This is a genomic window from Rania fehmarnensis (genome assembly GCF_056494185.1).
Genome location: NZ_CM151398.1, coordinates 3,880,420 through 3,894,581 on the forward strand (window position 1 = coordinate 3,880,420; position 14,162 = coordinate 3,894,581).

Annotated in this window: 7 protein-coding genes; 6 read left to right on the forward strand and 1 reads right to left on the reverse strand. The window is 54.2% G+C overall.

Features of this window, described 5'->3' with window-relative positions; all coding sequences use genetic code 11:
- Positions 1-224: 224 nt before the first annotated feature.
- The 6 genes from SH573x_RS12990 to SH573x_RS13015 all read left to right on the forward strand — a co-directional run bounded on the left by SH573x_RS12990 (position 225) and on the right by SH573x_RS13015 (position 9,427).
- Positions 225-1,337 carry a zinc-binding dehydrogenase gene (locus SH573x_RS12990; protein WP_479355655.1) on the forward strand — a complete coding sequence of 371 codons (1,113 nt, stop codon included), beginning with the start codon at positions 225-227 and terminating at the stop codon, positions 1,335-1,337.
- 368 nt (positions 1,338-1,705) lie between these two features.
- Entirely contained in the window at positions 1,706-2,722 is a 1,017-nt protein-coding gene (gene egtD, locus SH573x_RS12995) for an L-histidine N(alpha)-methyltransferase (RefSeq protein WP_479355656.1), read from the forward strand.
- Positions 2,719-3,993 (forward strand): ergothioneine biosynthesis protein EgtB, encoded by a 1,275-nt coding sequence (gene egtB / locus SH573x_RS13000; RefSeq protein ID WP_479355658.1) that lies wholly within the window; start codon positions 2,719-2,721, stop codon positions 3,991-3,993. Before egtD ends, egtB begins: the two co-directional genes overlap by 4 nt.
- A gap of 415 nt (positions 3,994-4,408) precedes the next feature.
- Positions 4,409-4,804, forward strand: a complete 396-nt coding sequence (locus SH573x_RS13005; protein ID WP_479355660.1) for a DUF3224 domain-containing protein — start codon at positions 4,409-4,411, stop codon at positions 4,802-4,804.
- A 195-nt stretch (positions 4,805-4,999) separates the two neighbouring features.
- Positions 5,000-5,548 (forward strand): hypothetical protein, encoded by a 549-nt coding sequence (locus SH573x_RS13010; protein ID WP_479355662.1) that lies wholly within the window; start codon positions 5,000-5,002, stop codon positions 5,546-5,548.
- 450 nt (positions 5,549-5,998) lie between these two features.
- The gene (locus SH573x_RS13015; RefSeq protein WP_479355664.1) at positions 5,999-9,427 is read left to right on the forward strand and encodes a PQQ-dependent sugar dehydrogenase; all 3,429 of its coding nucleotides are present in this window, start codon (positions 5,999-6,001) and stop codon (positions 9,425-9,427) included.
- Between the two features lie 528 nt (positions 9,428-9,955).
- Here the strand turns inward: SH573x_RS13015 and SH573x_RS13020 are convergent.
- Positions 9,956-13,786, reverse strand: a complete 3,831-nt coding sequence (locus SH573x_RS13020) for a serine/threonine protein kinase (protein ID WP_479355666.1) — start codon at positions 13,784-13,786, stop codon at positions 9,956-9,958.
- Positions 13,787-14,162: the final 376 nt, after the last annotated feature.

Below are 14,162 nucleotides of genomic sequence, written 5' to 3' on the forward strand. Positions count from 1 at the left end.
TATCCGCGACAGCAATAGTTTATATATAAAGTAGTTGGACAGTGCCCGTTTGCCGAAGTGGAGTTATTGTAGAGCGATTTCCAGGGGCATGCATACTCGCTATCATTTGGTGCGGCGTCGAAATTTTCGCGCCGTAGCCACCGTCGCCAGACGGTGGACGGTTTACGTTTGACTATCCACCGCTTGGCAGCGGTGGCTACGTGATAAAGATGCGGATTGACTAAATGCCAATGAATTTCAACCTACCGACCACGTGCCAGGCTGCGGTGATGACCCACGCCGGACAGGAACTGGAGTTGCGCGAATATCCGGTGCCGAGCCCTGGTGCGCAAGAAACGCTTGTTCGCGTGCATTGCTGTACGATTTGTCGGTCGGACTTGCACACTTGGGAAGGTAAGCGCGCGGGACCGCTGCCTGCCATCCTGGGACATGAGATTGTGGGCGAAGTCGTTGCCTTGGGGTCGGACTTGACGCATGATGCTGCCAATCACAAATTGTCGCCAGGCGATCGCGTAACATGGACACTGCACAGTTGTTGCGGCCGGTGCATTTACTGTCGCCAACATCATTTATCGATGAAGTGTTTGAGCCTGCGGAAATATGGACACGATAGCTGTCAGCAGCCTCCGCATCTGCGAGGTGGTTTTGCGGAGTACTGTCTGATTGATGCTGGCACAGCGGTGCTCAAGCTGCCTGATAACGTGACGTATCGCTGTGCCGCACCGCTGAACTGTGCGGCGGCGACCGTGGCCGCAGGTCTAGATGCGGCTCATTTGAAACCCGGCGAGAGTGTACTGATCCAAGGCGCGGGCGGACTAGGTTGTTATGCGGCGGCCTTTGCCAAACTCTTCGGAGCTAGTCGCATCATCGTCACCGATATGCAAAGTCAACGACTGGAGATGATACGCAGTTTCGGCGCCACCGACTGTCTCGACCTGTCGCAGTTATCGCCGAGTGAAGTTCAGCAGCGTATCCAGCAACTGACCGATGGATTCGGAGTCGATTGTGCTCTGGAACTAGCTGGCGTACCGGCCGCAGTGCCCTCAGGGCTGGCAGCGCTGCGCAAGGGCGGACGTTACATCGAAATAGGTTGCTCATTCCCCGAGGCCAATGTGAACATCGACCTGTCGTTGGTCTTATGGAACTTACTGACAATCCGTGGTGTGCATAACTATGACTTCCGCCATTTGCGGCAAGCGGTGACGCTTGTTTCTCAATCGCTCGATCTGTTTCCCTACGAGCAGTTCGTCTCGCGCACCTTCAGACTCGACCAAATCAACGATGCGCTACTATTTGCCCAGACCAATCCCGCTGGCCGTGTTGCGATTGAACCATAGCAATCATCTACGACACCACCGAGCTCGTCTCGGTGGGCCGATGACTGAAAGGCTAAGCACGTGAACTTGTGCACGTGCTTAGATCGCAGGTTCAGATCATCTTGGGTACTTTGTTGCGAACTGAATCAAGCCACTTTTTCCTAACGGACTCACTCGCCCAACGGACTTTACAGAATCGCGTAACTTGCACCGGACGGAACCCGTAATTGCCATGGTCACGGGGCTGCAAGGGGCCGGATCGTTCTACCGCAGGTCAAGTTGCCATATGACCATTCCCACAAATTTGGCGCAATCTCGTTTTTGGGCATGTAGCTTGCTATGACGCGTAAACTACTCACCCAGTTCAACAGCCCCTTAAGTCAGTCCCCATGATTCGCATTTCAAAATCCACTTCGAGCCACTTTGCTCGTTCAGTGACCACGGGACTTTCCCGACCTCGTAAATCCATTCCTTCCAAGTATTTGTACGACGAAAAAGGTTCCCAGCTGTTCGATCGTATTTGTGAGGTGGACGAATACTACGTGACTCGCACAGAGTCATCGATCATGCAAGCCCACGTGGGTGAAATGGTAGCGTTGATCGGCGATGATGCAGCTTTGGTAGAGCTCGGTAGCGGCAGTTCCCAGAAGACCCGTTGGCTCTTGCGCGAATCGTCGTGTTTGCACAGTTATGTGCCGCTGGACATCTCCGATCGATTCTTGCAGCGCAGTGCTCGGGAACTGCGACGAGAGTTTCCTCACCTGTGTATTCGACCCTGTACGGGCGACTTCACTAAAGACTTGCCGAAGTTACAGTTACAGCATGCAGGACCCATCGTTTTTTATTGCCCCGGTTCAACTATCGGCAATCTATCGAGTGCTCAGTCGGAGCGGTTGCTGCAGCAAATGACCGGCTTTCGCCAGTTCAGTGACCAGGTGAACATTGACGACGCGGACAGTTTACACTGGGCGCCTGGTCGCCAGTGTGGACTATTGATCGGGATCGACTTGCAAAAGGACCCCGACGTAATCAATGCAGCCTACAATGATCGCGCAGGTGTAACTTCGGCCTTCAGCAAGAATTTGCTCGTGCGCATGAATCGCGAGCTCGATGCCAACTTCGATCTTGATCAGTTTGAGCACCAGGCGGTCTACGATACCCAGACTCATCAAGTTAACATTGGATTGCGAAGTTGTTGTCGGCAGCGCGTCCGGGTTGCGGGTCAAGAATATAGCTTTGAGCAAGGTGAATTGATCCACACCGAAGTATCTCGCAAGTACCGGATTGACGATTTCAGTCAGTTGGCGCTCCGCGCGGGGTTTGCGTTGCGTGGCCAATGGACCGATCCACAGCGATACTTTGCGATCCTATATTTTGAAACGCAATCTGGGGATCGACGCCGATGAACTCCGTGCTGGGCGAGCGATATCGGCGCATTCGGGCTTTCACCGAGCGATTGTGCAGTGGACTGGAAGTCGAAGATTGCGTCATTCAGTCGATGCCCGATTGTAGCCCGCTGCGCTGGCATCTGGCGCATACGACCTGGTTCTTCGAAACGTTTGTATTAAAGACGCAGACGTCGGGATATGAACCTTTGTCGGGCGATTACGCTTACCTGTTCAATTCATATTACAACGCTCTGGGTGAGCAGTTCCCGCGAGCCAGTCGAGGTTTGCTATCGCGTCCCACCATGCGCGAAGTTTGGGCTTATCGCCGCGAAATTGACGATCGCATCGGCAATGCGATCTTTCGTGAAGGCTGGACGGATTCAGCCGGAGCGGAGCGTTTGCTTGAGTTAGGTTTGCAACACGAACAGCAGCATCAAGAGCTGATGCTAACCGACATCAAGCATGCTTTGGCTCTGAACCCGATGTTTCCTGTTTATCAAGCGCGGGATTCTGAAAACAGATTCCAGCTGTCGAACTCGCCGGTTCAAGCACTGGGGTTTGAAAGGTTCGCTGGCGGGATTCAAGAGATTGGGGCCTGCGACCGCTGTCCCTTCGCATATGACAACGAATTGCCGCGGCATCAAGCGTTGACAGTTGACTTCGACCTGGGCACGCGCACGGTAACTTGTGGCGAATACTTGGCCTTTATGCATGATGGTGGTTACGCACGGCCGGAGCTGTGGTTGTCCGAGGGCTGGAGCTGTCGCGAAAAAGAGCGTTGGACAGCTCCGTTGTACTGGCTCGAGCGCGACAACCAGTGGTATCAGTTTACGTTAGCTGGCTTGCAGAGACTGGATGAAACGCGACCCATAGTTCACATCAGTTATTACGAAGCCGATGCCTATGCGCGGTGGTCCAGTGGCCGGCTGCCAACTGAGTTCGAATGGGAGCAAGCCGCGCAGCAGCGACCGTTGTCGCGGTTATTCGTTGATCAACTAATCGATAGCGGCGTCACTATACATCCTCAGGCTATCGACAGTCATTCGTCTAGCTTAGGTGATTTGCTGGGCAACGTATGGGAGTGGACTTCATCCTCGTACGCCGCGTACCCGGGCTATCGACCCAGCCCAGGTGCCATTGGCGAGTACAACGGCAAATTCATGTGTAACCAATATGTGTTGCGCGGCGGATCCTGTGCCACCAGCAGCGATCACATACGCGCGAGCTACCGCAACTTCTTCCCCGCCCACGCCCGCTGGCAATTCAGCGGAATACGATTGGCTCGCTAAAAAGCGGGGTCAGGTCTATTTCCTTGAGGTTTGGAAAAGAGAACTAACTCGTTTTTTCTTTTTCCATTTAGCTGCCGGGCTGCCACTTCGCCACCAGCGCGGGTGGATGTTCTTCAATCCGATATGGTTTGTGCTAACCCCTATCCTCGATTCCTGTTTGTGCCCTAGTCCCGAATTGGATGTGTCCATGTGCTAGCCCTGCAAGTCGATGTGCTGTTCGACTCACTTTTGTGTCATGAACAGCTGATGGCCAATTTTGATATAAGTATGGTAGTTACGGTCCGAACCACAACGGTCCTCGCCAAATGAAAACCGCAATAAGAAAAAGGGTCAGGTCAATTTTCTTGAAGACTGGAAAATTGGACCTGACCCAGGACCCGGCGCCATTTTTCACATCCCGTATGGAACCAATGTCATGTCAGTAGTTGCTAAAGGTTCGTTCAAAGTCGAGCTGAAGCCGCAGGGAGATGCAGTGGAATCTGACGGCGTCAGCACCGGTCGCATGTCGCTAAGCAAGCAGTTCGAAGGTGATCTAAGTGCAGTCGGTCAAGGAGAGATGCTCACGGCCCTTACGCCCATCAAAGGATCGGCAGGTTACGTCGCTATTGAAAGAGTAACTGGAACCTTAAAGGGACGAGCCGGCAGTTTTGTATTTCAGCACTCGGGCACGATGAGCGACGGTAACCAAGCGCTGTCGATCACCGTCGTGCCTGGTTCAGGTACCGGCGAATTGGCAGGTATCCAAGGCGTGTTCAAGCTGAACATCGTCGACGGTCAGCACCTCTACGAATTCGAGTACGATTTGACTTGATTGAGGAAATCGCACAGCTTTTGACTATCGAAATACAAAGGCCATTGGGTGGCACTGGCAATGCTACGCATAGATTTGCACAACTCAAAAGCTGGACGACCTCTCGCCGGGGGAGGTGACATACAGCCCTTCACACAACTGATTGGAAAAATGGACCTGACAACCTTTTTCAGGAAGCCAGCGAGGCCACGCGCAATGCCCTACATCACCAGCTTTCTGACCCTCCTCCTACTTTCCAGCACGACGCTCGCACAGGTGACGATCAAGAATGACGTGTTGCTTAGAGTTCATCTGATCGATCCACGACTCGTTCAGCATACTGATGCCGTGTTCGACACGAAATATAACGCCAACAAGACGGACTTGATCGCAACACGTTGGCTTACAAGTGCGGAATCGCATGAGCTAGAAAAGCTGCTGGCGGACGACTGTTCAGCGTTAGCGGACGAGTCTCTTTGCGGTCACTCTCCGATGTATGCGATCGAGTATGTTGCCGGCAAAGAAGTTAGAAAGATGATCACGCTGAGCGGTCTCTGCGAGTCTTGGGCCTGCGAGGGAGAGGTTAAGGTACTCAAAGGGCGCGCGAGCATTGAATACTTAGAGAGAATGTTACCACCTCCCGCGGTTTTTCAAGATGCTTCGAAGCCCAACGCCTTTATTTGGGGCAATATGCACGCGCCATTCTACAAGCTCGATACTACAGACGTGGGAAACGCGAAACTCATTCAGCCGCAAAAGGAATAGCTGGGTTAGAAGACAAATGTAAAAGGGGTCCCATGCCTCCAGCGCCGATTATACGTTCAACTCTGTATCGCCCGAGTCGAGCATTTCAGGTCGTTAGTACCGCAGGTGTCTTGTCTAGCGCCGTGCCCCCTCCCGCAGACTTCGGCTAAACGCCTCGTCTGCGACCTCCCCCGCTGCGCGGGAGAGGTGACAGTCACCTCCCCAAGACTCCACCGTCGGGAGGGGTCTTGGCTCTTTTTTTCGGCGTAGCTTGCCAAGATGCCCCCAACTAAACTAGCTCTCATGAGTCGGTAAACTTCGTCGGTTCTTTGGCGCCCAATCCCGAGCCGGAGAAGTCCGTGTGCTTAACCGAGCAGTCGACAGTTTTTCGAGATGCGGTTCGGTGATTTGGGAGTGAGTTACGTGAGACGGCACCGGCTTGGATTGGAGCGACTTGAGCGCAGAGAGCTCTTGGCCAGTGACATAACCTTGTATGCCGCTGGTGAAGTTGGCAGCGAGCAGATGTCGTTGGTCATCGATGGGCAAACGGTTCGGAGTTGGCAGAACATAGGCGGCGCGCCTTATGAACGACAGTTCTATCAGTATTCGTATCACTCCGAGTCAACGCTAACTGCCGATCAGATTCGCGTCGCGTTTACCAATGATGCACTCGTCGGCGGAAGCTCGGATCGCAATCTTCACATAGACAAACTTGTTCTGGACGGTGTTGTTTTTCAGACCGAGTACTCCACCGTCTATTCGACAGGTACGTGGCTCCCTGAGGATGGAATTCAACCGGGCTATCGTCGGAGCGAGGTTTTGCATGGCAACGGCTACTTTCAATATGCCACTGGTCCTGGCTCGCTGATCGAGGTTTACGCCGCCGGCACCAGTGGTCTAGAAAATGTATCGCTCGTTATCGGCGGCCAAACTGCCAATGACTGGCTCTCCATTGGAGGTGATGCGGATCAGTTGGTTTTTAGTCGACTGGCATTGCAGTATCCCGTTGTTGTCACTGCAGACCAGATTCAGGTCTGGTTTCTCAACGATGTGTATGAGCCGCCTATTGACTACAATTTGCGTGTTGATCGAATCGTAATCGACGGTTCGACGTTTCAAACGGAAGCGGATACGACTTATTCAACAGGTACTTATGTACCCACGCTGGATTTGACATTACCGGGATTCTGGCAATCGGAATGGCTGAATTCTAACGGGTACTTTGAGTATGTCAGTCCCATGCGGCGGCCTGGTGCGATCGGTCTGGCATCAAGCAAATTTGCCACACGTGAGGATAGCGGTACTGTAGAAGTGGCTATCGTGCGTAGCGCTGGAACCGATGGTACAGTCACCATTGACTACAAATTAAACGCCGGCACAGCTCTGGCCAACCGTGACTATGTCTATGGCAATGGAAGAATCACTTTCGGACCAGGCGAAGTTCGAAAGACTTTGTTGGTAACGATCTTAAATGATTCCACAATCGAGACCCCGGAATCACTGAGTGTGGTGCTAGAAAATCCGACAGGAGGTGCCCAACTACTGGCTCCGCGCACGGGGACGATCACGATCACCGATGACGATTTGGTCTTGCCGAACTACAACTACTTTGCATCGACCACAGGCATGCGCATCAATGGCTATGCGGCGGCTGCTTACAACACGATTCAGCTAACCAATAACTTGCCTGGCCGCCGCGGTTCTGCGTTTTATTCGACATCGGTACCTATCCAGCATGATACTTCGTTTCGGACCTATTTTCAGTTCCGCACTACGCCTGGTACGGGTGGCGATGGACTCGCCTTCGTTATCCACTACGACAGTCGTGGGGCTGGAGTTTTAGGCACCGGGGGCTCAGGTTTGGGATATGGCGGCATTCGCAAAAGCCTGGCAGTTGCCTTCGATACGATTGGCGATAGTTCTCAGCTAGCCGCCAATCGACTCTCCATTTACGCTAGCGGAGACACGCTCAATGCCCTGGCTCGGGTGGGGCTGAATATCAATCTTAACTCTGGCAATCCAGTCTATTGTTGGGTTGACTACGACGGCGACAGCGACTCGCTGCGCGTTTACGTGTCAACCACTAAAATCAAACCTGAATTGCCGACCCTCGTGCACTCTGTTGATCTGCGAGCGTTAATAGCAAATCGGGCCTATTTTGGCTTTAGCGCCGCGACCAGTGGTGCGCCTCAAGCTCATCGGCTCTATGACTGGCAACTCGACTTTGAACGTCCAGATCCGTTGCCCAGCGCGCCACCGCCTACGACTTTAGTCAACGAACCACTGGTCAGCGGCTTGCTGTTGCCCACGGCCATTGATTTCTATTGGCCATCCAACACGATGTATGTCGCTGAAAAGCAGGGCCGAGTTGTGGTTGTCCGCGATGGCTTGAGACTCTCTGAACCGTTCTTGGATATGTCTGATCAGGTGAATTCAGCCAGTGATAGAGGACTGCTGGACATCAAATTGCATCCCAACTTTCCTAACGTGCCCTTCATGTACTTGCTATACACCTATGATCCAATGGAGGTGTTTCAGCACATCGGTGACGGCCTGGCCGGTCCGGATGGTGTTGGCAATCGAGCTGGACGACTAGTGCGTGTTACGGCCGATAGTGCCAGCAACTATTCGACTGCGCTGGCTGGCAGTGAAGTTGTGCTCCTGGGCAGTAACAGCACCTGGGAGAACTTCAATGCCTTTGTTAACAGCACCATTGACATACAGGCCACGGAAGGCGGACTGGATTCCAATGGCAACTATATTCGCGATTTCATTAACAGCGATAGCGAATCACACTCGGTAGCCTCCTTAGCGTTCGCGCCCGACGGGGCTTTGTTGGTCTCCACGGGTGATGGTGCATCGTACAACACAGTCGACCCACGTGCGGTGCGTGTCCAGAACCTCGATAATCTCTCCGGCAAGGTTCTGCGCATCGATCCAATCACCGGCAGCGGGCTGACTAGCAATCCATTCTTCGACGGTGATGTAAATAGTAACCGATCTAAGGTCTGGCAGTATGGTTTGCGAAATCCCTTTCGCATGGCTGTTGACCCGCAAAGCGGTCGCGTCTTCATTGGCGACGTGGGGTGGACACAGTGGGAAGAAATTGACACAGCCAACGCGGGCGCCAATTTCGGTTGGCCCTATTATGAAGGTGGCAATGGTGTCAACCGGGTCAACGTTGGGTACGAAACCTTGCCTCAATCTCAAGCGTTCTATCAGAGCGGACAAATTGCAACACCTGCCGCTTACGCACTCAATCACGCAGCAGACGGCATCAACGCAATTGTCATGGGCACAGTGTATAGTGGCAGCAACTATCCTGCAGAGTATGCTTCTAACATCTTTTTTAACGATCTCGGGCAGGGAATCGTGCGGGCCGCCTCTGTCGATGCAGCCGGCAACATCTCAAACGTTCGAGTATTTGCCACAGATGCGCAATACGTAGTGCAAATTGTCCAAGGGCCCGATGGCAATCTCTTCTACGTAGATTTGGATAGTGGCGTCGTTGGACGATGGAAGTTCGTCGAAACCTCCGAAACTCAAGCGGTCGCAGATGCGAATACGTTCCGACAAAATCCTGCCAACTCAGTCGATGTAAATAATGACCAAGTCGTCACTCCGCTCGATGCGCTGCTCAGCATTCAGCGGCTAAACGAATTTACTCGGCAAGGTTCGGAAGTCGCAGTCACACAATCTCGTCCCGCAACTTCACTGCAGGACTATTATTTTGACACCAACGGCGATGGTGAACTAACTCCACTGGACATATTGCTAGTCATTAACGCACTCAATCGCCCGACTGGCGAAGGGGAGAACGAAGAAGTTCTCGACCGAAATCCCCCGGCTACTTGGTGGCCCCATTACGATTTGGATCAGCTGTTAGTTCGTCGTCGGTAACGTGCCCCATCGCGCAGCGCGGGGGAGGTGACAGTCACCTCTCCAAGGCTTCGCCTTGGGGAGGTCGAATCGAGCCTTAGCGAGATTCGGGAGGGGTCTGGGTAGTGACGGTGGTTAGTACCGCAGGGGTCTTACCTAGCGTCCGGCCCCCTCCCGCAGACGAAGGCTGAACGCCTCGTCTGCGACCTCCCCCGCTGCGCGGGGGAGGTGACGGTCACCTCCCCAAGGCTTCGCCTTGGGGAGGTCGAATCGAGCCTTAGCGAGATTCGGGAGGGGTCTGGGTAGTGCCGGTGGTTAGTACCGCAGGGGTCTTACCTAGCTTCCGGCCCCCTCCCGCAGACGAAGGCTGAACGCCTCGTCTGCGACCTCCCCCGCTGCGCGGGGGAGGTGACAGTCACCTCCCCAAGGCTTCGCCTTGGGGAGGTCGAATCGAGCCTTAGCGAGATTCGGGAGGGGTCTGGGCACGTCGCCTTTCTCGCTAGAGATTGGGATTGGATTGGTGACGCATCCAAAGTCTGGCGACTTCGGCTACGGTAACAAGTCGCGCAGGCGGTGTTCGGTGCCGGGTGGTAAGCGGTCGATAATGCGGCTGAGAGCCGCTACTGCGCGGTCGCGGGTGTCGGGATTGTCGATGAGTGGTTGTGTGATCGAGCGATACCAGCCGCCACATGTGGCGTCTAAGCCTCCAAACACATTTTCGGCAGGAGCCTGAGTGCTCCGTCCTCCGCGCGTTGTGGGCGACTGTTTGGCTAGCTCTTCGGTTTTGGCCATGGTGGCCACAAAACGCTCAAGGTACTCAGTGAAGAAATTGCAGAACTCGGTCGGTCGAGATTGGTGTAGGCCTTGAATCAATTTCTCGATGGCCTCGCAGTTCTCGCTTTGAGCAATCTCATTTTCAACGTAGGTCACGACTTCAAAGGGAAGGGAATCAAAGCCGTAGGTGCGGGTGTAATACAGCACATGGACCAAGTTTTGGTAGCGTGGTTGGGCGGAAAACAGTAAATCGAAAGCTTGCTTGATCCCTTCGGCGTCGGGCGGCTGGGACTGGCGATAAACACTTAACGTCACACGCATCATCAACAGCATGCTTAGTGCAGGTTGATTTTTGGCGTTAGGTGAGCTTCGATTTTCCATCAACCGCGCTAAGGCCTTACTGTGCGCATCTTCAAGCTTTTCAAGTAACACCTGACCGTCAGGTGATGCCAATAGCCGCGTGAGCTTGTTGGCCGGCTGCGCCTCGATGGGTCGAGTATATAAGCGGCGATCGGGCGGAGTGTTGGCATGCAAAAACATGGCCAACTGATGCATGTACCAGCCAAGCTCCGGGTGGTATGGCTCGTGCCCCAGTAAGTCGGCATAGGCGTTCAGAAACGCGGCCGGATACTTTTCCAGAAGCGTTTTCAGACCAAATCGGTAGTGCCCAACTGCGAACGCATCAACCTTGCCAGGCTGATCACTTTCCCAAATCGAAACCAAGCTTGACCAATCGGATATGCGATTATTGTCAACTACGGGTATGTCGATTGGGTCACGTTTGAGCAGCAAAAGAAGCATCTCCTGTTCATGTTCAGCCAGTAGTCCATACTGAGCCGCCAAAAATGTAGCCACCAAGGTTTTTACATAGCTATCCGGCTCACCATTAGCGTTGGATTCTTGGGCCAGCCGCCACGCAAACTCTCGGAGCAAACTCTCAATGTCTTGCTGCGAAAAGATGCTGGGCAATTTGAGGTCAACAATTCTCATTAAATCTTTGACGATCGTCATCGATTCAGGCGAATGAGAGAGCAGCGACTTCATCGCTATTTGAGTACGCTTGGTTACTGGTGTCGCAGCGGACATGCCGCCAAACCCAGTTGACGGTTCTGTTCGTGCAAAGTGCTGAGCGACGGCTTGAGCGGTTTCGCGCGGATGTGTGTTTGCTAACTTCGTTAAGGCAGCAACCAGATCTTCTTCCCGGCTGTCGAAAGAGGGTTCGAGCAGCCCTAGCAGGACCGCGAGGCTGGCATTGTCGGGGAGGATGCGGTGAATGACCAGCGCTGAGCTGGAGTTTAACGGGCTGCGCTCGCGTGTCATGCCAAACGCAATCGGCGTCGTTGCGGCGTTTAAACTGTTTTCCGCGCGTGCAAGCATGGCCTGAGCCCCACGCACAAGCTCTTGATCCTCACTCGGATTGTGTCCCAGAGCGACGACTACCATCGATCGCCAGGTGGTCACATAATCAAGAAATCGCAGGTTCTCGTTGGTAAGTTTCTTGCCTAGTTGTTCCAGGCCGGCATCCAACCTCGTAAGTTGCTCACGCGACTCGGGAGACAAGGCCATGTTCGCGAGAAGTTCGGCTTTCTGAACGGTACTTTGGATCCCGAAGTTATTATTCGGAAAGGCACTGAGGAGCATGATGCAGGCCAGTCCGCTTGGCTCGTTGCCCTGTTCGAGTTCCTCGATGATGGCTTGAAATCCGGGCTCTGGAAAGAAGCGTGGGTAGAGGTCCACCAACTCCGTCATGAACCAGCCCGATGGATTATCCGAAAATCCGCTCTCCGGTCGACCTGTCATGATCATGCCGCCCAGTCGACGGGCGATGAGCAGTGATGATTTAGCAGCTTTCAGTTTTTGTTCATCTGTTTCGGCTAATAGTTGGATGGCTTGCATGGCTTTAGCCAGTGTGCCTACATCTTTCTCGCGTTCGAAAACATCCATCCAATAAACCAAGGGCTTGCCTTGGTACATCGTGGTGGCCTCGCTGGCTGCAACTTGGTTGTTCATGAGCGGCTGGTCTGCACCGCTGGCTGGTCGCTGGCTGATCTTGACGACCTGCTTGTCGCCACGCATGAGGGCCACATGGGAATCGCTGATCAATAGGTCGTCGCCGTCTACCCCGCTGACTTCAATTTCATATTTGCCACTGCTCAGTCGCAGGATGCCTGGCTGTCTATCAATGCGCAGCTCTTCAACAACTCTTTCGCCTTGCGATACTTTCACGGCCACACCAGGTTGATCAGATTCAATGACCAGCGTGCCTGTGTCGGTAGTTATCATCACGATAATTCCGGCTGCAAACGCCACAGGTATTAGCAGCATGGCGATCCACCATGGCCAGCGGCCTCTCGCTTGATCTGAGTTGTTTTTCAGCGGCAACAGAGGATGGACAGGGTGGACTAAAGACGCGACTGGCGCGGAGCTTGATTCATCACTGCGACTGAGGGCTGCTCGGGCCAGTGGAGCAGTTGACTGGCTATCGGACAGTGCCAATAACTCGTCGGCGATCTCTTGAGCCGATTGAGGACGTTGGTGAGGCTGGTGGCTGAGCATACGGTCGACCAGCTGCGCAACTTGGTCGGGTAGGTCTGAGCGCAGCGAAGTAAGTGGTGGACAATCAGTCGAACTGATGGTCTGAATCATCTGAGCCAGGTTGGTGACCGATCCAAACGGCGCTCGACCAGTGAGTAAGTGAACAAAGGTGGCGCCCAGGCTGTAGATGTCGGCGCGCAAGTCCACGGTGCTGGCATCGAGCAATTGCTCGCGAGCCATATAGGGGAGAGTGCCCATCAAATGACCCACAGTCGTTAATCGCTCATCGGTGGCCAAAGGCGAATCGCCCGAAAGTACCAGGCCCAAGTCGAGCAATTTCACGGAACCCGTTTTGGTGAGAAAGAGATTGGAAGGCTTAATGTCGCGATGAGTCATGCCCAAACCATGAATGGCGCTTAAACCAAGCGCCGCTTGGCGAACAACTTCGCAGGCAGTGGGTAGTGGGAGCGGCCCCAGTCGACGACACACTTTGCTCAAGTCCAAGCCATCCAGATACTCCATCACCAAAAAGTGCCAGCCCGCTTCATCACCGGCGTCCATGGCCCGCACGACGTTAGGATGTTCCAAGGCCGCGATCGAAGTCATCTCGCGATTGAAGCGTTCAAGCCATCCAGATTGCAGCAACTTTTCACGCGGCAATAGCTTGATGGCGGCCAAACGTTTCAAGCGTTGATGTTCGGCCAGGTAAACGGCTCCCATACCGCCTGAGCCAAGCCACTTGAGTAAGCGGTAAGGCCCCAGCATCTCCAGCGGCAGGGTCCCAGGCGGATGTTGAAGCGCACGCGCCAGTGGTTCCATTAGCAGTTGCCCCACGACCGCTTCGCATTCGGGTTCGTGATTGAAGCCAATAGGCTCAGCTGCCGTGACCGCGCGAGCTATCCACGAGAAAAATGATGAACCATGAGATTGCTCGGCCAGCTCTATACAACGCGGGCACGATTCTACGTGCTGCAACACGCTCGCAAACCGCTCCGCGGGCAATCGTCCCGCCAGCCAATCAGCCAACTCGTCGCGCTGGATACATTTTTCAGCATTGGCAATCATGTTCATGCTTTCAGTATAGAAAGTTGTCAGCTCGGCACCGCCACTAACTATCTATCGCCAGCGTTGGACAGGAAAATTCCTCGTCACCTCCACCGCGCAGCGGGGGAGGTCGCCGACGAGGCGCTAGCCGTCGTCGGCGGGAGGGGGCAATGCGCTAGACAAAACTCATGCGGTATTAACCACTCGCACTGCCAAGACCCCTCCCGAATCTCGCTAAGGCTCGATTCGACCTCCCCAAGGCGAAGCCTTGGAGAGGTGGCCGTCACCTCTCCCGCGCAGCGGGGGAGGTCGCCGACGCGGCGTTTAGCCGTCGTCGGCGGGAGGGGGCCATACGCTAGGCTCGACTCCTGCGGCACTAACCACCTGTACTTCCCAGACCCCT

Excerpts from the sequence above, each read along its gene's own strand:
- SH573x_RS12990 (WP_479355655.1), top strand. The coding sequence starts at position 225 with ATGCCAATGAATTTCAACCTACCGACCACGTGCCAGGCTGCGGTGATG.
- egtD (WP_479355656.1), top strand. The coding sequence starts at position 1,706 with ATGATTCGCATTTCAAAATCCACTTCGAGCCACTTTGCTCGTTCAGTG.
- egtB (WP_479355658.1), top strand. The coding sequence starts at position 2,719 with ATGAACTCCGTGCTGGGCGAGCGATATCGGCGCATTCGGGCTTTCACC.
- SH573x_RS13005 (WP_479355660.1), top strand. The coding sequence starts at position 4,409 with ATGTCAGTAGTTGCTAAAGGTTCGTTCAAAGTCGAGCTGAAGCCGCAG.
- SH573x_RS13010 (WP_479355662.1), top strand. The coding sequence starts at position 5,000 with ATGCCCTACATCACCAGCTTTCTGACCCTCCTCCTACTTTCCAGCACG.
- SH573x_RS13020 (WP_479355666.1), bottom strand. The coding sequence starts at position 13,786 with ATGAACATGATTGCCAATGCTGAAAAATGTATCCAGCGCGACGAGTTG.